General features: G+C 37.6%; 28 protein-coding genes. All 28 read right to left on the bottom strand.

Features of this window, described 5'->3' with window-relative positions:
* Positions 1-209: 209 nt before the first annotated feature.
* Positions 210-704 (bottom strand): GNAT family N-acetyltransferase, encoded by a 495-nt coding sequence (locus DFQ01_RS25085; protein ID WP_110046699.1) that lies wholly within the window; start codon positions 702-704, stop codon positions 210-212.
* A gap of 80 nt (positions 705-784) precedes the next feature.
* Complete coding sequence (locus DFQ01_RS25080; RefSeq protein WP_110046698.1) at positions 785-1,312, bottom strand: hypothetical protein; 528 nt, start codon at positions 1,310-1,312, stop codon at positions 785-787.
* A gap of 87 nt (positions 1,313-1,399) precedes the next feature.
* Entirely contained in the window at positions 1,400-1,957 is a 558-nt protein-coding gene (locus DFQ01_RS25075) for a histidine phosphatase family protein (protein WP_110046769.1), read from the bottom strand.
* 141 nt (positions 1,958-2,098) lie between these two features.
* Positions 2,099-2,596 carry a DUF6933 domain-containing protein gene (locus DFQ01_RS25070; RefSeq protein ID WP_110046697.1) on the bottom strand — a complete coding sequence of 166 codons (498 nt, stop codon included), beginning with the start codon at positions 2,594-2,596 and terminating at the stop codon, positions 2,099-2,101.
* 32 nt (positions 2,597-2,628) lie between these two features.
* Positions 2,629-3,129 (bottom strand): NUDIX domain-containing protein, encoded by a 501-nt coding sequence (locus DFQ01_RS25065; RefSeq protein WP_174812613.1) that lies wholly within the window; start codon positions 3,127-3,129, stop codon positions 2,629-2,631.
* A gap of 293 nt (positions 3,130-3,422) precedes the next feature.
* The gene (locus DFQ01_RS25055; protein ID WP_110046694.1) at positions 3,423-3,926 is read right to left on the bottom strand and encodes a GNAT family N-acetyltransferase; all 504 of its coding nucleotides are present in this window, start codon (positions 3,924-3,926) and stop codon (positions 3,423-3,425) included.
* A gap of 74 nt (positions 3,927-4,000) precedes the next feature.
* On the bottom strand, positions 4,001-4,438 hold the full coding sequence (locus DFQ01_RS25050) for an NUDIX hydrolase (protein ID WP_110046693.1): 438 nt from the start codon (positions 4,436-4,438) through the stop codon (positions 4,001-4,003).
* A gap of 243 nt (positions 4,439-4,681) precedes the next feature.
* The gene (locus DFQ01_RS25045) at positions 4,682-5,101 is read right to left on the bottom strand and encodes a GNAT family N-acetyltransferase (RefSeq protein ID WP_110046692.1); all 420 of its coding nucleotides are present in this window, start codon (positions 5,099-5,101) and stop codon (positions 4,682-4,684) included.
* Positions 5,102-5,185: 84 nt separating this feature from the next.
* Positions 5,186-5,755, bottom strand: coding sequence for a hypothetical protein (locus DFQ01_RS25040; RefSeq protein ID WP_110046691.1), 570 nt, complete (start codon positions 5,753-5,755; stop codon positions 5,186-5,188).
* A 398-nt stretch (positions 5,756-6,153) separates the two neighbouring features.
* Positions 6,154-6,741, bottom strand: coding sequence for a GNAT family N-acetyltransferase (locus DFQ01_RS25030; RefSeq protein ID WP_110046689.1), 588 nt, complete (start codon positions 6,739-6,741; stop codon positions 6,154-6,156).
* A gap of 259 nt (positions 6,742-7,000) precedes the next feature.
* On the bottom strand, positions 7,001-7,402 hold the full coding sequence (locus DFQ01_RS25025; RefSeq protein WP_110046688.1) for a DUF4265 domain-containing protein: 402 nt from the start codon (positions 7,400-7,402) through the stop codon (positions 7,001-7,003).
* 138 nt (positions 7,403-7,540) lie between these two features.
* Entirely contained in the window at positions 7,541-8,131 is a 591-nt protein-coding gene (locus tag DFQ01_RS25020) for a metallophosphoesterase family protein (protein ID WP_245946878.1), read from the bottom strand.
* Between the two features lie 50 nt (positions 8,132-8,181).
* The gene (locus DFQ01_RS25015; RefSeq protein ID WP_174812612.1) at positions 8,182-8,547 is read right to left on the bottom strand and encodes a VOC family protein; all 366 of its coding nucleotides are present in this window, start codon (positions 8,545-8,547) and stop codon (positions 8,182-8,184) included.
* A 34-nt stretch (positions 8,548-8,581) separates the two neighbouring features.
* Positions 8,582-9,205 (bottom strand): AAA family ATPase, encoded by a 624-nt coding sequence (locus tag DFQ01_RS25010; RefSeq protein WP_110046686.1) that lies wholly within the window; start codon positions 9,203-9,205, stop codon positions 8,582-8,584.
* 40 nt (positions 9,206-9,245) lie between these two features.
* Positions 9,246-10,028 (bottom strand): HAD family hydrolase, encoded by a 783-nt coding sequence (locus DFQ01_RS25005; protein ID WP_110046685.1) that lies wholly within the window; start codon positions 10,026-10,028, stop codon positions 9,246-9,248.
* The gene (locus DFQ01_RS25000) at positions 10,025-10,459 is read right to left on the bottom strand and encodes a VOC family protein (protein WP_110046684.1); all 435 of its coding nucleotides are present in this window, start codon (positions 10,457-10,459) and stop codon (positions 10,025-10,027) included. The genes DFQ01_RS25005 and DFQ01_RS25000 overlap by 4 nt, the downstream gene beginning before the upstream one ends.
* Positions 10,428-10,907 carry a GNAT family N-acetyltransferase gene (locus DFQ01_RS24995; protein WP_110046683.1) on the bottom strand — a complete coding sequence of 160 codons (480 nt, stop codon included), beginning with the start codon at positions 10,905-10,907 and terminating at the stop codon, positions 10,428-10,430. Before DFQ01_RS24995 ends, DFQ01_RS25000 begins: the two co-directional genes overlap by 32 nt.
* Positions 10,908-11,615: 708 nt before the next feature.
* Positions 11,616-12,176: a pyridoxamine 5'-phosphate oxidase family protein gene (locus DFQ01_RS24985; protein WP_110046681.1), complete on the bottom strand. Its 561-nt coding sequence runs from the start codon at positions 12,174-12,176 to the stop codon at positions 11,616-11,618.
* Positions 12,177-12,380: 204 nt separating this feature from the next.
* Complete coding sequence (locus DFQ01_RS24980; protein WP_110046680.1) at positions 12,381-12,878, bottom strand: shikimate kinase; 498 nt, start codon at positions 12,876-12,878, stop codon at positions 12,381-12,383.
* A gap of 130 nt (positions 12,879-13,008) precedes the next feature.
* A complete protein-coding gene (locus DFQ01_RS24975; protein WP_110046679.1) occupies positions 13,009-13,446 on the bottom strand; it encodes a GNAT family N-acetyltransferase in 438 nt (145 codons plus the stop codon).
* A gap of 202 nt (positions 13,447-13,648) precedes the next feature.
* Positions 13,649-14,140, bottom strand: coding sequence for a DUF4304 domain-containing protein (locus DFQ01_RS24970; RefSeq protein WP_110046678.1), 492 nt, complete (start codon positions 14,138-14,140; stop codon positions 13,649-13,651).
* 406 nt (positions 14,141-14,546) lie between these two features.
* On the bottom strand, positions 14,547-14,783 hold the full coding sequence (locus DFQ01_RS30910) for a hypothetical protein (RefSeq protein ID WP_146216925.1): 237 nt from the start codon (positions 14,781-14,783) through the stop codon (positions 14,547-14,549).
* A 42-nt stretch (positions 14,784-14,825) separates the two neighbouring features.
* Complete coding sequence (locus tag DFQ01_RS32255) at positions 14,826-15,296, bottom strand: alpha/beta hydrolase family protein (protein ID WP_425452438.1); 471 nt, start codon at positions 15,294-15,296, stop codon at positions 14,826-14,828.
* Positions 15,297-15,425: 129 nt separating this feature from the next.
* Complete coding sequence (locus DFQ01_RS24955) at positions 15,426-16,076, bottom strand: DUF2625 family protein (RefSeq protein ID WP_110046675.1); 651 nt, start codon at positions 16,074-16,076, stop codon at positions 15,426-15,428.
* A gap of 39 nt (positions 16,077-16,115) precedes the next feature.
* Entirely contained in the window at positions 16,116-17,114 is a 999-nt protein-coding gene (locus DFQ01_RS24950; RefSeq protein WP_110046674.1) for an NAD-dependent epimerase/dehydratase family protein, read from the bottom strand.
* 42 nt (positions 17,115-17,156) lie between these two features.
* Complete coding sequence (locus tag DFQ01_RS24945; protein ID WP_110046673.1) at positions 17,157-17,819, bottom strand: SMI1/KNR4 family protein; 663 nt, start codon at positions 17,817-17,819, stop codon at positions 17,157-17,159.
* A gap of 128 nt (positions 17,820-17,947) precedes the next feature.
* Complete coding sequence (locus DFQ01_RS24940) at positions 17,948-18,403, bottom strand: VOC family protein (protein ID WP_110046672.1); 456 nt, start codon at positions 18,401-18,403, stop codon at positions 17,948-17,950.
* A gap of 89 nt (positions 18,404-18,492) precedes the next feature.
* Positions 18,493-18,990 carry a DinB family protein gene (locus DFQ01_RS24935; RefSeq protein ID WP_110046671.1) on the bottom strand — a complete coding sequence of 166 codons (498 nt, stop codon included), beginning with the start codon at positions 18,988-18,990 and terminating at the stop codon, positions 18,493-18,495.
* Positions 18,991-19,124: the final 134 nt, after the last annotated feature.

The following is a 19,124-nucleotide window of genomic DNA, read 5'->3' as shown; positions in this document are numbered from 1 at the left end:
CCCAATACCATAGAGATACCAAACAAAATCCATACCGTCTTCACAAGCTCATCGCTTAGACCATTTCCTACGGGACCAACCTTGGGCTCGAAAAACTTATTTTTCTTCCATATCCCATAGAATACGAGAAAGATGGATGCCATCAAACCAACCAGATTTCTTTGATTAATGGTAGTCCCTCCAATCTAAAGTATTTCCACTTTCATTCATCACAAAATCTTCTGAAAGCTGCCAATATCCAATCTTCTACCGAATTTATATCCTACTTCCTTAAACAACGCACATTGCTCATATCCATTCTTCTCGAATAGCTTGATGCTGCGAGCATTCTCCATACAAATGGTTGCGATCAGTGTATGGAAGCCTTGCTCCCTCGCCGTGCCCTCAATAAATGCAATAGCTTTGCTGCCGATACCCTGGCCCAAATAGTCAGGCTTCAAATAAATCGTCACTTCCGCACTGACATCATACGCCTGCTTATTCTTATATGGAGCGAGAAGAACATAACCGACCATTTCTTGATACTCTTTTATAAGACAGGACTTAAATTTGGGATTCTTATTTAGCACAGACTCTCTCATTTGATCCATGTTCAACTCTTCAGTATGGAATGAGATGGTGGAGTTCATCACGTAATAGTTATAAATCTCTCTTACTTCTTGAATGTCATCGATCGTGATTTCTTCGAACGTCACCGTATTCACGAGCAGCCATCCCTTTTCTGTTTGTAAAATGGTCCATCGCATGCATCAGCGCACGAGTGCTGAAGTGACGATTACGTATTTTAACCAAGATCACTCTTGATCCGCTCGATGCTTCTCTTCGCACGTTCGTTTAACGATCTTTTATCCTTCAAGCTGTAATTCTCCAGTTCATGTCCCGTATCGATCTCTAAAGGCCTATTGATAACATCCTCAAGGATTGTATAAATAATCTTATATGCTTCAAGCTTGAGGTCAGCACTTATGGTTTTAAACTTCATAATGATCTCAATCATCTTCTCCGCGTACATCAGCTTAACGATGCTATCTGAGCTCAATACATTTCTCGAAGCGAAGGTCATCACATTCCTAATAATCCGCTCATCCTGATAATTAGCTGCGATTAAATCTAGTCGATCTACCGCAGCCCAGTCTCTAATTGACAGCTCACGGGTATATTGGTCGACCATTTCATTGAACCAACCCATCTCTATTTCCTCCGAAATGTCGTAACCCTTATACTCTTCCAGTACACCTTCTCGATACATCCGGAACGTATTCCCGTCATAGGTAGTAAACAGTTCTTTTGCTCTTTCTAATGGATTACTCATACAACACCGGCTTTCTAAAAATTTCTTCCAAACGGTTCATTTGGGCAGCTGCTTGCCGTTAAACTTCATCACAGCCCTTTCAAAATCTTACGCCCACTTTCGTGTCACTTTCATTAAACTAGTCTTATTGAAGTCCAGCTTATAAATATCCGGCATCGTCGTCGATTCCCAGAACTCGAATTGATAGCATTCATCAAAATAGTTCATCATTAACGTCATAATATCCCCGTGAGTTCCAATGACTATTTTCTTACCCTCGTAGGTTTCGAGTAAGCCTAATAATATCATTACCGCCCTTTGCTGGGCTTCTGAAGAGGACTCTCCATCAGGGAAAGAATAATCGAAATCGCGATATACCTTCAACTTCGATTCTTTGAACTTATTCTCAGGTATTTTTCCAATTTCTCTCTCCCTCAGGTCTTCCATCAATAGAATTTCATTCGTTCCAGCAGCATCCTTAATGGTTTGTATTGCACGTTCATATGGACTTGATACATAGTAATCAATTTCTTCATTATGTAAAATTACACTAACCTTACGAGCATCTTCTTCACCGGTATTCGTTAATCCCCGTGATCGTTCTTTCCCAATCTCATAAGCAGATTCTGCATGTCTGACAAAATATATCGATGTCGTTGTTTCCATAGAGATTCCTACTTTCTTTACTATGCTCCTGCTTGTCACAGATTGCTTGACACCAACGCATATCAGTGGAAAAATGCTTTCCTCTCTTCTCTGTTTGTCTAAATGAGCATCTCTTATACTCCACATGCTGAACCCCGTTATTCAAATTCCCAGGGCACTTTTCATCATGATATCTGGGAAGTTATTCAGTTTTACTATTGGAGTGTGATTATTTATCTTATTTAGTTCCAGTATATTCATTTCTGTTATTGGTAAATATTCTTCAATTAAAAAATCTGTCATTTTGACCATATCCGTCATTGAACCAAGAACACTTCGATCATACGTCTTTGTGAACCGAATTGAACTTGCATTCTCTATGTAATTCTTTATATTGGAATCTGGAATGCCCTCATAAGCAAGATTATCGATTAGCGAGCTAACAAAAAGTTCATTAAAGTCCCTAAAGTGTTCCTTCTTGATTCCAAACAAAATAAAGCAATATCTAGTCTTATTATTCATAAGAATGAGGTTGTTCCTTCTTGCCATACGAAACACGTTAGCATGCCAACTGAATAGTTCATCATTTGTTGATATATTCGTTTCTTCAACAAAAGAGCTTAGTTCAAATAGCTTTTTCGTACAAGAGATTGTGATCATAAAATAGATCCTTCCTTAATTGAAAGTGATGTTCAAAAAACCAACGGATCTCTCAGCTCCGACCACTGCATTGTCGGAGTCATCTCTGCATCCATCGTGATAGTGCCCACCATTACTTCATCTCTATTCGGATGACTTTGATAATCCTCCAACATGAACGCGACAATCCTTGAGAAACGTATTCCCTTCAACTCACTCATCCGTTGCCAATGCAATTCACCCTCGTCTGAATTCACAAAATCGGTCTTTGTCGTTCTCCCAAAATAAACAAACTGTTGTCTGATCTCATCATTTTTAATTCTGAGCAGGATATATCTTAGCTTCAGATCTTCGATGTCTGATTCCGCGATCCCCGATTCCTCAAGGATTTCTCGATAACAGGCCTTCATTGGTGAATTCAATTCATAAGGCTCAAGATGTCCACCTAATCCCGTCCAAAAAGGTTCATCCGATACCTTACTTGTCTCTTTCTTCATCAGCAGAACCTTATCTTCATTAATAAGAAATGCCGTTGACATTTGCCGGATTTCCAAGTGCCTCATCCTTCTTTTATATCAGACTTATACCTAGCAGCTCACTAAAGCTGCTCAGCTTAACATCTTCCTTCCAAATTCAATTCACAGGAAAAATAAGTAATAGAGCTATTGTCCAAACAATCAATGCAAAGAACAACCCGCTCCAGAATAGCTCTACTGTATAACGCTTATTTTTAACAATCCTTTGAATCGCTCTCAATAAGAACAATACAAACAAGTACCCGATTACCGGCATTGCAAATATTCCTACATAAGCAAATACAATCATAACTTACCCCCATTGAACTAAATTAACAAGAGAGCTGTTTGATTAAACTTACTCGAACTACTTCATCCCAGATCGGACCTCGTCGTACTTCTCTATATCCAAGCCTTTCATTCAACTTCAAGACATGCAGATTACGTTCTTCTGTGTGGGTATAAATTAAATTCACAAGTACTATCCTTGCTTCTTCTTCGAGTTGTAATTTTAACTTTGTAGCTATCCCAGATCTTCGATGGTCGGGATGGACCCATAATTGAAAAATCTCAATAAAGCGTCCGTCTTCTTGAAGCATTCCCCTATCGAGTTCGCGGAAAATGGTCGGCCATAAGTACTCTCCCTCTCGATTGACGATCGAGTACATTAATAATCCAATTCTTGCTCCAGTTCCATCTTCACAAATAAATGCTCCCCTGTCTGCCTCTGTTACAAATCTCATGATCTTCTCTCGATGTAATCTCAACTCTTCTTCAGACAATTGATGTTCTACAGATAAAGTCACTCCTTCATCTTCCAGATCAATTTGAACCATAAAATCAAGGTCGCCGCGATTCGCTTTTCTGATCAGTTCTCGTCACCTTCTTGCGCAAATTAGTTATGCTATTACTAACTTAACAACCATACTCTGCCTTCATTGAAATAAGTAATCTCCGTATCTTTACGAATAATTCCACTTAACCCCCCTTTATAATAGGGCATTAATTGATCTGCTTTATGTATATCAATCCATTGAATATCTGAGATTTCTTCTGGTCTAACTAATTCCTGGTTGCCACCTATAATCTCCGCTCTAAAAGTAATAAATAACGCATGTTCCTCGTACTTCTCCAATATGGCTTCATTGACAGCTACTATACCAAACACTTTAATATCGAATCCCGTTTCTTCATTTGCCTCCCTGATAGCAGCTGCTTCAAGAGACTCATCTTCTTCTACAGCACCACCTGGAAGTGACCAACGATCATTGTCTTTATTTTTCACCATTAATATTTTTGTTTTCGATTGATCGGTAATCAACGAGTAAACAACATTGATTCTCTTCATAGAGCTGCCTCAACCTCCTCGATTATTTTGCTCTCAATGTAAAATACAACAAGTTATTCTTCATATCTGTCTCTTGATTTAAATTTCTCGGATAACGCGTTGCTCAACACCTATATTCCTTTAATTGGTATTGTATCCCATTCCTTTCCCGCTGGCACTATATAATTGATATACAAAAAAGTGCCGAAGCTTCAATCAGTTTCTCCAAACCGATCGGCTGTCAGCACTTCACAATTAGCTTTTCTACAAATCCTTCTTTAAAAAATAATGCGTATGCCGACCGGCATTCTCTATTGTTCCATAGATCTGGAATCCTTCTTTCAAATAAAAGTCCAACGCTTGAAAGCTCAGTGTATCTAGTTTAATAAAATCACATTGTTTCTCTATCGCCATCTTCTCTGCTTCTCTGAGCAGCGCTCTTCCATAACCTGATTTGCGTTGTTCTTCTTCAACATACAAATAGTGAATCTCCAGCCAATTCCAACAAAACTCTCCAACAATACCTCCGAATATCTCGCCGCTATTATTAACCAAATGCAGCTTCAATTCTTGATAGCGTCCTTTCAGATCATCCGGAAAATGCTTGAGATTAAACGTTATCATCTTATCCCTTACGTAATCTTTATTCTCAGCATCAATGTTATTCGATATCACTAATGACATGTAAACCACTCCGAATCTTATATAGTATGGACCCGACGACTGTCCCTGTCATGCAAGGTTCGGACGTTTTCTTTACGGGTTAGATTAGAATGAAAGTAAACCTTTAATGATCCTGATTCCCCTGTTACTCATTTCCGTTGGGTTTTCCTTATATTCGCTTTGAACATAATGGAACGATATCCACTCATAATGCTCTAAACGTAATAAGCTAGCTATTTGATGAACAGGATCTCTTTCTGCAAGGTCGTCGAAATCAGAAACATAGAAGATCTTCGTTATATCTAGTGGAGTTACCGAAGTGAGTTTGTTGGGGTTTTGATTAATGAGTTCTACCATGCGTTCTCGATTATATTCGTCTTGATTAATTTCAATGTCATCTTCCCATGTACATTCATAATGAAACGTGCGTTTATTCTCATCATATATACTAATTGACCAGCCATGGTCTTCCGCATTTACGAAATGAACCAATACACTCTTATTGCTTCTGATCAGACGTTTATTAGGTTGAAAATTCTTCCCGCTTGGTAGGATGGTTACCCAGTTATTACTTGCCGGATAAACATAACCTTGCAGCCAGGCACGTTTCAGCAACTTAACTCCATCATTCTGATCCGTTGAGAACAGATGATAACTTTCGCTAAACTCGCTCATATGTCAGACTCCCTTCTATGCCTAACTCTCACTTCGATTGCTTTATATACGCACTTCCTAGATCCATTAGTCCCCTCACAAAAATACGATTATGTTCTTTATCATCCTTATACTCATAAATCCAAACGGGCCAAATATAATCGGCCACGGTCCGCTTCCCAGATACTGCAATACCAATTGTTTCACCAAGATTGTCTGTATCCGATTCTGAATTGGCACCTTTACTTATATAAACATTATTCTCGAATCTAAGGGTATCGCCCATTAATGTGTACTTTTCTATCCAGACTCGTGTGTTCAAAAAATAAAGCAGTATACCTAGCAAGAGTAAAATAACTGCTAATCCAATAATCTTCCGACTGCATACAAAAAGTATTTCTATACAATTTCACCTATCCTTACATGTATTTGATATTCAAATATTCTGTTAGTTTATCTCTTACAACATTCCATTCCGAGTTCAAAATGCTATATATATTAGTATCTCTGATGTGCCCATTATGAAGGATCATGTCTTGTCTTATGGTGCCTTCGTATTGGGCCCCGATCCGTTGGATTGCAAGGTTTGATTTTTCATTTTTAGCATCTGTTTTAAATTGTATACGTAAAAGCTGTAGGCTTTCAAATCCATACTTAAGCAACAAATACTTACATTCGGTATTAACCCTAGTTCTCTGTACTTTAGGGTCTAACCACGTCCCTCCAATTTCAAGTTTTCGATTTGATAATGATATGTCTAAGTAGCTTGTACTGCCTACAATCTCATTCGTCGCTTTATCCATAATTACAAAGGGATATCTTACTCCCTGCTCCTTCAATCTCATCCACGAATCCATTGTATTATGCATATCTTCAATTGTAGAAATACTTGAAGGACTGTATCTCCAAAGTTCATGATTACCACTAACATTAAACAGCTCTTCTACATGCTCGTATGAAGCTGGTATTAGCTTTATCCTTTCACCTTCAAGCTCAATATCTCTCATATATAATCACCTTAAGATATATTTTATTGGGACTATTCATGAATATATCCTCCAGACATTCCGAATGGAATCTCAATTTCTTAATGGCACCAAGGACATTCAATCATCAGCAGCACTCCATCTCAATGTAATCTGGGTTAAGTCATGTGAATGTACCTACCCATACAAATATACCACTACCACTAAATAATGGTAATGGTATACATCAACTCTTTAATTCCCTTATTCAACACGCTTCTATTGAATGCCGCTGCCGTTCCTATTCTTTAGCATTCATCACGATCTCATTTAGTTCTTGCAGTATCTCTTCTTCATGCTCTCTTGGAATATTAACGATCAGTATGCCTCCGAAAACAATTTCAGCTCTGCCATCATATCTTACTACTCTGTTCATGATGCTTTCGATTTCTCTCGACTGACTAGTCTCCTGAGTTAACAGCCTTGCATGCCTTACCAATTCCGATTTCTTGATTGTCTCTATGTAATAAAAGATATCTTTATCTCTTCTAATTCGTATTACGTCTCCATATGATACACGATCATAAAAGATCGGATTCTCTTCAATTCTGATCGTTTCAGCATCTATGCGAAGACCATCTAATACTTCAATTTCCCGTCCATCTTGATCGAAGCATAGGTGAAACTGTTCAATCTCTTTCATACTTATCACCTCATCAAGCTATCTTCATTCCAAAGGTCTTGTCGCTTCTTCCAATTCACCCTGAGCATCTAAATACCTTTCTGAGAGTCAACATATTCGTTCGTCGCATTGACGTTACCCCCACTTTCTCGGAAGATGCTAAATCTCTACGATGTAATAACCAAATGCATTTATGATTTGTGTTCCATTGAGATAATGGATTCGTTGATTCCTGCCATAATTCAGATGTTGATGTCCGTGGAGTAACAATCGAGGGTTATATTTATTGATCAATTCTACAAAGCATTCAAACCCTCTGTGACATAGATCTTCACCGTCACCAATCTTGTACGCCGGAGCATGCGTAACAACGATATCGATCCCCTTATTCCTCCACAGCTTATATTTTAATTTAGTGATCCTTCGCCTCATTTGTCTTTCGGAGTATTGATGTTCCCCTGGAGAATACCGATAACTCCCACCTAGACCCATAATGCGAAGGCCTTTATATTGTACGATTACATCTTCAATACATTCGCAGCCCTCTGGCGGGCTTGTCTGATACTTCGCATCATGATTTCCGTGCACATACAATAAAGGAGCATGAATCATGCTCACCAAGAATGATAAATATTCAGGCTTGAGATCCCCACATGAAATAATAAGGTCGATGTCTTTAAATCGATTCGGATCAAAATGATCCCATATATATTTCGATTCTTCGTCGGAGACAATCAATAATTTCAGCATATGAGCCCTCCGGTTTTGACTTGGAGTCACCAGACGCAGCCAACACTGAACTATCGATTTACGATCGTGATTCGATTTCCATCCAAATCATCAAATACAAAGAAGGAGAGATCATCAAATGACACAATATCCCTTACAAATCCTCCTGCTTCAGTAATCAACTGTTGCGCTCGGTTAAGGTCATTCGCAACGAATGTAAATAATGGATGCTTCGCCGGTACGAATCCTTCTTCCAAGTTGCTATCCAATACAATGTTCGGAGATGGAATATCAAGATTATAAATGTTCTCATAAGGCCCTGGCTTAATGGTCAAGCCTAATATACTGCTATAGAACTTCACAGCATTCTCCATGTTTTTTACGGGTACAAATACAAAATGAATTTGGTTATTAATTACCTTAATCTCGTTCGTCATTTCCTCATCTCTCCATTTCGTTTTTTGTTTTGTTTTACAATGGCTCCCACGAGTTGCTTTGTACTTCCCTAACGATATCATTTTCGATTTCCTTCAGAACCTTATTTCGGTCATGAGAGACATCATAGTACTTGATATCATGCTTCTGAAACGATTCTGCGTAACGTTTATTACGACTTACTAAAGCCTCGGAATATTTCAGCAGTTCATCATCCTCCATATAGTAGCTCCAGTCGATGATGGTGTCATACTTCTTCATTGTGTGATAAATCTCTTCTGCAGATCGATCCAAATAGCATATCCCCACGACTATAAAATCATCTTTAGCAAAATGTTTATAGAACTCATTTAAGTCTATATCGCTGCCTTCAATAACATAATTAATACCCTTTTTTCTCGGCGGATCATCATTCAGTTCTTTTAAATATTCAATTATAAAAGGGGTAGACTTACTTACCTCCATGATTCCGTCTGGTTTCTTTATAACCTCAAAGTCTGGAAAAGCTCTTTTCATGGCTTCAACAATTGAATCAAGCTGAACTAGGTTGTAATTCAGTCGCTTACTGATCTCAAAAGCCACTGTTGATTTTCCTGCTCTCGGAATGCCTGTTATAATAATATTCTTGTTTGTTTCATGCAAGTATTTGAGTCTTTCCACTCTTGTTTTCTCCTTTACCGAAGTCCATACATCTTTGTCTTCAGTATCCCTTCGATCTCTCCAATACCTTAGCAACCCCGTCATCATCATTGGTATCTGTAATTTCTTTAGCGATCTCTTTTAAATCACCTACAGCGTTTCCCATTGCGACAGGCCAACCACAGATTTTGAATAATCCGACGTCGTTGTAATCATCACCGAATACCATTACTTCTTCGAGAGGAACTCCTAAGCGCTCACATAATAAAGTGACTGCTGTTTCTTTAGAAGCCTTATCTGAAGAAATTTGAACAAGCTCTCCGTTATCCGTAACGACAATATTCAGTTTGTTTGAAAATCTCTCTTTCAAAGAATCAACATCTATCTTTCCTGAACAAAGAACCTTGGTCGCTTCCTGCTTCTTGAGCTCATCCAATGATTTAATAACTGGGAACTCTCTCACCTTCGTTACCGATGAATAGTCATATTCCTTCAGGCTCATCCATTCATCCTTCACTTCCAGATTTATATCAAGCTCTGGATTGTTAGTTATACAGTAGTCTAATAATTCAGCAGTAAGCTTTGAATGAATCAGTTCATGATGATTAATACCTGTCAGCGGACATTCTATATAAGCACCGTTGTAATAAATGAAGGAGCCTATTCCTCTCAAGTCTTCCGGCAGAAAGTATTTCACCGATCTTGGAGGCCGTGCCGTGGCAAAGATAATTTTCATTCCTTGCTGATGGCACTTCATGACAGCATTATAATTCCTTTCCGAAATCTGCTTTTCAGAATTTAGAAAGGTTCCATCTAAATCTAATACAACAATGGAAACCTTCATCGAGCACTCCACTCAATCAAATTAATTGCATTGCCATCGGGATCATATACATCAAAATCAATATGAACATTTCGATCGGAAGACCAGTTCTTGACAGGGCCAACCTTTACACCTTGCGCTATAAGCTTCTCGTGTAATTCCAAGACATTATTGTAGTTTAAATTAAAGGTCGGATAGTCTTGAGCTTGATAACCCTCTGTCTTAATTAAAGTGATCAACGGTGAACTCTCATTAATGATATAATTAGCAATTCTGCCGCATTCCTCAATATTACGTAATTGAAGCCCGAGTATATCAGAATAGAAACGAAGAGATTGTTCGAGGTCAGTTACCCTTACAAATACTGCACCCATAAAATTTAATGCCATATTTAACTCCTCCATTTTCGTTTGTATTTTATTAACTTTCAAACTCTTGTATTCTTCTTCCATTCTCAAATCGCTCTTTAAACCGACCTTTTGTATATCGAACAATAATCTTGTTCCAAAATAGTTGTGCTGGCTTGTTGCTTTCTAATTGCTTGACTTCCCAATTCCCCTTATGTAAGTTAAAAATCTCCTCCGCTGCTGCTTGACCGATTCCTTCACGCCTATACTTCTTCAGTACAAAAAACTCTGCAATCGAATAATATTTTCGCTCTTCTGTCTCGATATATCTAACCAATACAAAGCCGACATACTTTTGATTCTGCATGATTACATACGGGAACCGATTACTTCCTTCTTTCCAGTAGTCTTCTAAGTAGGGATAGTCCTCAAATAATCCATTTTCTTGGACATCACTATTAACAAATTCCGAGAAATCATAGATGTAATATTGCATCAAATTTCTGACCACTTCTTTATATTCTGGAGATGCTTGAATCAGCTGAAAGCTCATTTAGATCTACCGTCCTTGTATGATGTTTAATGTGATTATACTTTCTACCAAGGTTATCTTTGAAGAGAATGTCAACAGAACAATTCCCATAATTAATAGAGTCCATATAGTCTAAAACAAACTCTAATTGCGGAGTAATAGGTAATTTTGTTTTTATGTACTTCCATGCGATTTAACCCTTTCGTCTAAACTAACCTTCAATTGTTCTCTTCTTTCTTTCATATTCCGACCGATTTGTAATGAACCACTCCAAATAAATAAACATGAGAATATAATAAGCTTTTCGTAGAATTGTTCTGGATTATTTCGATGTATTAACAGAAATGGAATGATTGCAGATACAAATATAAAGAGCAGCTCGATCACTAATAACTTGTTCCACCCCTTCTTAGTCGTACTTAATCTGCGCTTTATTTTCGAGTAAATGTACTTATCGAATAGATAAAGAGAACCCCCTACTCCCAACACGACTATACAAAATTGAGCGATATTCTGTATCTTGTTATTATCGCCGATCATATTAATGCCCATGAAAAATAGCATAAAGGCAATAAACGTACAATAATATAGGTACTTCATGCTTCCTCCCTTTTAGGCATCTCCTTATAAAAGGCTTGTGCAATTCCACCTGTCCTACAAGCGATGGTGTCGCTGTCCCCTCCTAGAGAATGCTTTCCATAACATAGTGCTCCTTAGTCATTCGACTTCCTATTCATCTTCAATGAGTGAAACTCCAATAGGTGTCACTATGCCATCCATACTTATTGAATTCTTGTTCTTTCTATATTGAATTAAATTCTCTTCGCCTTTATTAACTGCCCACTTTAACAATACGTCTCGCTCACCTTCGAAAGAATATAGCGGAACACTATATCCACAAGAAGTTTTAACGATTTCAATTTCAGAAACAATAATTTGTCTATAGCCAGGCAGCAGATCGAAGTTAGGTACAAGCTTATTCCATTCATCAGTGTTAGGCAGTACTACTCTTCCATTGCCATATAGCCTTAATATTAATGGCTTTCCTTCAAATGAAATAAACATAAAAGTTAACCGACTACTTTCTGTAATATGTGCACTTGTTTCGTTTCCGCTTCCTGTCAAATCAAGGTATGCTACCTTATTTGGCGATAGTATTCTAAAGACATCATGCCCTTTGGGTGAAATATTAACATGACCGGTCGATGCAGCTGATCCTACAAAAAATATTCTCTGCTCTTTAATAAATTGTTCATGATCAGGCAGTAATGATTCGAATGTAGTTCCCAATTTGATCACCTCAACATATAAAGTGAAGTTCCGGGATTACAGATAATGTTTATGCGTTCCTGGCTTTCCAGTATCACTTCTATATTATTCCAAACAATTCCTCCAACCGATTGAATTTTATAAACAAAAACACCGGACTCAAATGATGGATGCCTTCCTAGTAATGGCTCTTCATTTGATCCGATGTTAATGAATACCTGCACGTTAGACCGTTTTTAGTTGCATGACTATTTCATCTACTAACTCCTTAACATCATAATTCTCAGCATCAATGATTATGTCTGAATACATTTCATATAACGGACATCTCTCTTGATATAGTTGTATCAGGGATTGCTTTTCCCTTAGAACAACCCCTCTTTGTTTCGTATCTTCCAGACGCTGCTGAATCGTCTCAAAGCTTAGTTTCAAATAAACCACAGTACCAATATTTCTTAAATGTCTCATTGCTTCATCCCCGTAAACTACACTCCCGCCTGTAGCAATAATGGAGTGATCAACGTTCAATGAGGCATGAATCCGGTTTTCAATAGCAATAAAACCATCTATACCCTCTTGTTCAATTATTTCTTTTAATAAGCGATTTTCTTGGTTTTGAATGACTACATCACTATCGATGAAATCATAACCATACACCTTCGCCAAAATTACTCCGACAGTGCTCTTCCCTGCGGTCGGCATACCAATTAGAATGATGTTCATCTAAATTCTCCTATGGTGATCTCATTGAATGTCGATTCTCTAATTAAATCCTTCACATAATGCAATCCTAGCAGATTATCTACTCAAGCAATCTTCTTTATGGCAGGACCTTTTGGACTTAGTTATCTTTTCATTCATAGCGCAAATATTTCTTAAATGCTTTACTTACTGTACTATCGTAGCCGATGCTCGCAAAGAAGTGATGAGCGCTTTCACGTTTAGAATTACTTAATAACATAATTTTCGAACATCTAATACTTCTGCAATAGCGCTCAGCATAATCCATTAATTGCTGTCCGATCCCATTCCCTCTCAACGTTTCATCCACTACAACATTCTCAATAACTCCGTATGACATCGATCCATGTAGTGCTTCTAAACAAATTGTTAGGGTCAAGGTTCCTATAATTTTATTGTCGCTCTCATAAACATATATAAAATTCTTCGAGTCATTTCTAATTTCAATAATTCTTTCTTCTACTACATTTAATTTCTTACTATTTGGAAGCAGCATTCTATAGAGACGATATAACTCTGAAACATCACTCGCTTCGGCTTCACGAATCATCTTATGTTCTCTCCTAATGATGAATTAAATAATAAAGTTCGACCGGCTTAACAAGGGTAAGTACATCCTCGAATGATTCCCTCAGAATCTTCGATTAATCCATCTGCATTACCAATATTCTGCAAGCCCCATTGAGGGAATTTTACCGCTAATTCAACATTACCAAGATACTTATGAGTACGTGCAATTAACAAGGCTAGTTTTAGATCAAGCGGCCAATGTCATCTAACCGATTAGATCTTGCAACGATCTCATCTAATTCAATTGATGTAATACTCTTGGGAAACTCCTTGAACTGAGAATAATAATTCATGCCTTCATTCAAAAAGAGCTCTCTCATCTCCATAATAGTATCTAGGGCCTCTTCTTCTGTTTCACCATATGAGAACCATCTTTCACGCTCCACCTTCAGCCAATTTGCTTTTTTGTTCAGCCGTTTTCTAAACTCACAATCATATGTAGTAATATCAATCGGAGGCTTTATTTCATTAAACGAAATAGGCAGAAAATCCAAGTGCACACCCATTTCCATTACACAAGATCCACCATACTTATCTGCTTGAATCACCAGCGTATAAATAAAGTGATTATCATTTGTCTTAACAAAATGATGATCACTCCCCTTAAACCCGAGCTGATGAAGCCTTGGAGCAAAATGCTCTTTGATTAGCTTTCTAAACTGTTTAGTATTCATGCTTTCATATCCTTAGTGTCATTTCATCTAACGTTTCAGAAGTCATAATCATCTTTAATATATGGAATATAAATATAGTTTTGATCAACATAGATTAAATACAATACATACCCAGCAACCAATACATGAATAATAAATAATGAGTAATACACCCTAGCCTTCTTCTTGTAGATCAACAAGAGACTAGCACTCAAAATAACTCCCAATCCAACACCAATATATCTACTATAAATATTGAGACGTAATAAGTGGGCTGCCGAAACCGTCCTAGTCTTTAACGCCCATTCAAATGTGATCTTATCTATCACTAAGTAAAAAGCTATTGAATACACAAGCAGTAATAAAATCGTTAATACTATGATTTGAATTGATCTGTAGCGCTTCAATATTACGCTTCACCTACATTTTAATTATTCTCTTTTCGAATCTTTTTGTATGAATATATCGCTAGTAATACTAATAAAACCGGTACAACCGCACACCCCGTAATTGTCAGGATAAATTTACTATAGCTTGCATTAGGATCATCAAAAAACAAAGTGCCGACAACTAACAATAATGTACATAGCGCTAATCCTAGGACGCCAGGTAACCCACAACAAACCAATACCAAGATCCAAAGCCAGCGAGGTCGTTTTTTCATTAAGCTAACTCCTCTAGAAACTAACTACAGTTTTAGTCCTGATTAATTCTTTGACAAGCTTCTACTTGACTGGTCTTCAAGTCCAATTAACCAGCTCTTTACTTCTTCTAACATGCCCAATGTTATTTGATGATTTACTTTGGAGTACTCAATTGATCTCACTGATTTTATTAAGTTGTTTTGTTCAACCACTTGCATAAAATATCTCTGACTATCGATGGGTATCGTTGTATCTTCTGTACCGTGTAAAATAAGCAGCGCCCTCTGCTGTATATTTTTTATTGATTGAATCGGATCTAGAGCCTGAACTACACCTTTATTTATCCCGGCCCAAGGTTCTCTGTTGTCTCTTTCACATATTTGTTCCTCAAACCTTACCCATGCACAAGATCCATTCATTACAACTGCTGATTGAATAGCGGTGTGTTTCGTGAAAACACCTGCTGCAATAAATCCACCTGCAGAATTCCCAATTACGCCTACTAACTTGTCCTCTTTAACTAATTCATCGATTATGAGGCTCGACTCTTCTACCGCCTGAATAACGACGTTCCAATACTGCTGTTGTAATACCTTCGGATCATAATAATTGAGCTTTCCTCTCGATCCGTGGTACGGGATTTCAGGTTGAGATAATTAAATCTATCCATTAAATTGATTCCTGAAATCATTTTGAATTCCCCATATTTCATGGAGAGGGATAGCTTTTTTTAAACTTTTCTCCACGTCTTTGCCCTCTTTGGACCATAGATATGGAAATACTGAAATCCCTTGATCGTATTGTAATCCCTTCAAATCATTAATCCAATTATCCCATCTAAACGTCTCATAGTACTGATTTAGATCTCCATTCAACACCCAATTAATAAAGTCTGTATATCCCTTCCCCGTATCTTCCCACTCTAGCGTATCCGGAGCAAAATAATAGATATTGCGGGAATGATTTTCGAATTGGCCTGTATTAATTGCAAATAAGCCTCCAACTACGTCGTAAGCTATTACAAACCCTTCTTCGAAGAGAGAGCTATGCTTATTATTAACAAGGGATCCATATATCCGGGAATGACCCGATCCAAGTATGCACAGCCACCCGTTATCAACGATCAAGCCACCACTCTCTAGCGCAATGGCACCCATCGTTGATCTGTTCGTTATTTGCAAATGATAAAGCGCTTCTTCACCCTGAGTTCTATTATTCTCGAGTATTTCTATATTTAATTGTGAGTTGCGAATCCATTCTCTTATCATCGCCCATGTATCCGCTTCAACAATAAGGTCTGAAATTTCTTTCATGATTACACTCCTATCAAATAACCCTCATTCATCTTTTGATTATAATTCCCTCAAAAATCTATCCTCAACTTCGTAATCCAATCTCGGAAAATCTTTAGGGTGTAACTCATCGGGTGGATTGTTAAGTTCCCATGTAACCGTCTTCATAATTCCTTCTTCTAAAGTTACAATTTCTTCATAACCTAACTCTACTCTTATCTTTGTCGTATCAATATCCCAGTTCTGCTGGAAATTCAACTCTGGATATATCAATTCTGCAGGTAATTGGCTTCTTTGAAATGTATGTATTTTCCCATTCCATTGTAGTGAAGTTTTTATTGTGTTAAGCCACTCATATTCTGATAATGTTGTACTCTCCCCCACATTATAAATCTCACCTGCAGCTCTATCGTTTGTTGCCGCCAAAGCAATTGCATGTGCCACATTCTCAACATATCCTCGCGAAGAACGCCAGTTAGCAAAGAGATCATCAAAAATAATGCAATCACGTTTATCATAGATGCGCTTAGCATATTTATACAGACGATGGGATGGATCACCAGGACCATATACCATTGGCAATCTTAATATTGTTCCTACGATGTTAGGGCATTTCATTATCTGCTCTTCAACAACAATTTTTTCATACTCTCCACCATACGGATATAGTCTCTGACGTAATAACGATTCCTCTGACAACGGGGTTACTGCTGCTCCACCTTCAAGCCCAAGCACAATACCATATGCACGGTAGACATCTATACTACTCAATACGACCATTCTATTTGCTATTCCCTCCAATGAAGCGATCGCCATTTCTGCATCTTGGTTCGTATAGGCTCCCATATGTATGACAACATCGGGTTGAAATTTTGCAAATTCGGATCTAAAATCGAAAAGCTTCTGTCTATCCCCTGAAATGTAGCATATATTACTATTCGAGAAATTAGTGTTTTTATTGCCTCTATTAAAGAGAGCCAATTCATGACCTGCTTGAGATAGTTCCTTGACTAAGAAAGGACCAATAAAGCCAGTCCCTCCAACTATTAATATCTTCATTGCGTCACCATCCTGCAGATGATTTATAAGCTTTCTCCCGATTTATCTTCTCTTAAACTTATTGAGAATCACTCTAAAAATCTTCGTATTTTTCTTTTTCTTTAATACTTCCAAGATACTGTTATCTAACCAATTCTCATACCATTCATAAAACCCTAACCTATTACCATTCCTTATTAATGGCATCATTCCTTGGTCAGATACCATTCCATCTAACCAAATGTTTCCTCTTTCCTCGCCAGATACAATTAACAGCGTATAATAACCGCATCCTTCATGACTTAAAGCCAATGTACCTGATAAAGATTGCTTTAGAACATCGTAGTTATCATGCTCATTATTAGATCTAGGTTCCCATTTATCTGTATAAGGGAATGAGTACCTAAGATAGCTTTTCTTTAAATCTTCATCTTCCCAAATGTAGTTGTCATAATGTTCATGATAGTTTGTTAGTGGTAATAACCCATAACAAGGTCCACTTCCACCATTGCCAATCTCACATATAAAATAACGATATTCAGAAGGGATAACAATACCATTTTTCATTTCGAATTCTTCAACTTCTTGTTCAGATAGTTTCGGATTTAATAAATAGTTGTGATAATTCGATCCAAATATCTCTTGCTTTTTATCTAGAGCTCTTAGCCTTTCTAGCTTATTAGCTAAAGCTTTGTAATCCCTCTTCATGTACTTACCTTCTTTCAATAAACTTCCTTCTAATTCTAACTAGATATTCATTCATTGATTAGTCTAATCGGACTCATTTCGTAAATTGATCTTTCTCTGCCCTAGCACTACAATAGCTGCTCCATCCATGATAAAGCTACACTTTCTTATTTGTTACCAAGTTGTTCCGCCAAACCGATTAGAAGTCCTTCGATTCCACGAATGTAGCAGAGCCGATACGAGTCCCCGTACTGAACCACTTCGCCAACAACCTGAGCACCATACTTATTAGTAAGTCTGGATACCATTTCATCAATGTCTTGAACTGCAAACATGACACGCAGATAACCGAGGGAATTCACAGGAGCAGTTCGGTGATCTGATATTGTAGGTGGGGTGAGAAATTTCGAAAGTTCAATCCGGCTATGGCCATCTGGGGTAACCATCATGGCAATCTCTACGCACTGAGAACCTAGTCCGGTTACGCGACCAGCCCATTCACCTTCGACAGTCGCTCGCCCTTCGAGGTGCAAGCCAATCTCCTCAAAGAAAGAAATTGCGTCATCAAGGGATTCTACAACGATGCCGACATTGTCCATTCTGAGTAATTTGTTTGCTGTCATAGTTTCAACTCCTCGTTTGGGTTTTCGGGCATGTATAATAACGTCTTTGTATTCACGAATCCTAACTGGCTTAAAAGGCACTAGCCCTTTTAAAATGTCTTTTTATAAATTGAAGTCGTTTTATACGATGATCCTAAACATATCTTCACTAAGTAAAGAATTTGACCAAGGTGCTCAGAATAATGACTTGCACACTGTTGTAAAACTTCATATACGATTTTTGCTTTCCCTCGCACTTCTATACTTCTTAATAAATCTTCATTACTCAATTCTTTAATGCTTTCGATCAAAAGCTTAAATGAGTTATCTATTTTATTTAACAACTCGTCTTTTGACACATACAACTCTCTACTAAATTCATTATCCCTAGATCTCACGTCTTGAAATCCATGTAGGCCCGTTCCAATCCTTTGATTAATATTTCCTTCTATATGAACAACTAAATTTGCAATTGTATTACTTTCATAATTAGGTCGATAGTTTAAATCGTCATCCTCTAACTGCTCTATTCCTTTCTTTAGGGTATCTCTGATTTCTTCAAATTTACTTACTAACTGCGTAAATATTAAATTATAGATCTCCATCATTTCTCTCCTGTCTTTGTGAGATTTAAATAGCAAGAACTGTGGAGTTGTCAAAAAAAGTGCAGTTTGAAAACACACTCATACAGAAACCCCGTTACTAAGCTGCCTGTGACAGCATTCTTTCGCGATAAATAGCA

Source organism: Paenibacillus cellulosilyticus (assembly GCF_003182255.1).
In the GTDB taxonomy this organism is placed as follows: domain Bacteria; phylum Bacillota; class Bacilli; order Paenibacillales; family Paenibacillaceae; genus Paenibacillus_T; species Paenibacillus_T cellulosilyticus.
The sequence above is the reverse complement of the archived record's forward strand: the minus strand, read 5'-3'. Positions and strand labels throughout refer to the sequence as shown.

Excerpts from the sequence above, each read along its gene's own strand:
- DFQ01_RS25050 (WP_110046693.1), bottom strand. The coding sequence starts at position 4,438 with ATGAAGAGAATCAATGTTGTTTACTCGTTGATTACCGATCAATCGAAA.
- DFQ01_RS24955 (WP_110046675.1), bottom strand. The coding sequence starts at position 16,076 with ATGAAAGAAATTTCAGACCTTATTGTTGAAGCGGATACATGGGCGATG.
- DFQ01_RS24935 (WP_110046671.1), bottom strand. The coding sequence starts at position 18,990 with ATGATGGAGATCTATAATTTAATATTTACGCAGTTAGTAAGTAAATTT.
- DFQ01_RS25070 (WP_110046697.1), bottom strand. The coding sequence starts at position 2,596 with ATGATCACAATCTCTTGTACGAAAAAGCTATTTGAACTAAGCTCTTTT.
- DFQ01_RS25000 (WP_110046684.1), bottom strand. The coding sequence starts at position 10,459 with ATGGAAGAAGAATACAAGAGTTTGAAAGTTAATAAAATACAAACGAAA.
- DFQ01_RS25015 (WP_174812612.1), bottom strand. The coding sequence starts at position 8,547 with ATGACGAACGAGATTAAGGTAATTAATAACCAAATTCATTTTGTATTT.
- DFQ01_RS24980 (WP_110046680.1), bottom strand. The coding sequence starts at position 12,878 with ATGAACATCATTCTAATTGGTATGCCGACCGCAGGGAAGAGCACTGTC.
- DFQ01_RS24950 (WP_110046674.1), bottom strand. The coding sequence starts at position 17,114 with ATGAAGATATTAATAGTTGGAGGGACTGGCTTTATTGGTCCTTTCTTA.
- DFQ01_RS25080 (WP_110046698.1), bottom strand. The coding sequence starts at position 1,312 with ATGAGTAATCCATTAGAAAGAGCAAAAGAACTGTTTACTACCTATGAC.
- DFQ01_RS25030 (WP_110046689.1), bottom strand. The coding sequence starts at position 6,741 with ATGAGAGATATTGAGCTTGAAGGTGAAAGGATAAAGCTAATACCAGCT.
- DFQ01_RS25005 (WP_110046685.1), bottom strand. The coding sequence starts at position 10,028 with ATGAAGGTTTCCATTGTTGTATTAGATTTAGATGGAACCTTTCTAAAT.
- DFQ01_RS24995 (WP_110046683.1), bottom strand. The coding sequence starts at position 10,907 with ATGAGCTTTCAGCTGATTCAAGCATCTCCAGAATATAAAGAAGTGGTC.
- DFQ01_RS30910 (WP_146216925.1), bottom strand. The coding sequence starts at position 14,783 with ATGAAAAAACGACCTCGCTGGCTTTGGATCTTGGTATTGGTTTGTTGT.
- DFQ01_RS25020 (WP_245946878.1), bottom strand. The coding sequence starts at position 8,131 with ATGCTGAAATTATTGATTGTCTCCGACGAAGAATCGAAATATATATGG.
- DFQ01_RS24975 (WP_110046679.1), bottom strand. The coding sequence starts at position 13,446 with ATGATTCGTGAAGCCGAAGCGAGTGATGTTTCAGAGTTATATCGTCTC.
- DFQ01_RS24970 (WP_110046678.1), bottom strand. The coding sequence starts at position 14,140 with ATGAATACTAAACAGTTTAGAAAGCTAATCAAAGAGCATTTTGCTCCA.
- DFQ01_RS24940 (WP_110046672.1), bottom strand. The coding sequence starts at position 18,403 with ATGACAGCAAACAAATTACTCAGAATGGACAATGTCGGCATCGTTGTA.
- DFQ01_RS25045 (WP_110046692.1), bottom strand. The coding sequence starts at position 5,101 with ATGTCATTAGTGATATCGAATAACATTGATGCTGAGAATAAAGATTAC.
- DFQ01_RS25040 (WP_110046691.1), bottom strand. The coding sequence starts at position 5,755 with ATGAGCGAGTTTAGCGAAAGTTATCATCTGTTCTCAACGGATCAGAAT.
- DFQ01_RS25055 (WP_110046694.1), bottom strand. The coding sequence starts at position 3,926 with ATGGTTCAAATTGATCTGGAAGATGAAGGAGTGACTTTATCTGTAGAA.
- DFQ01_RS25025 (WP_110046688.1), bottom strand. The coding sequence starts at position 7,402 with ATGAAAGAGATTGAACAGTTTCACCTATGCTTCGATCAAGATGGACGG.
- DFQ01_RS25075 (WP_110046769.1), bottom strand. The coding sequence starts at position 1,957 with ATGGAAACAACGACATCGATATATTTTGTCAGACATGCAGAATCTGCT.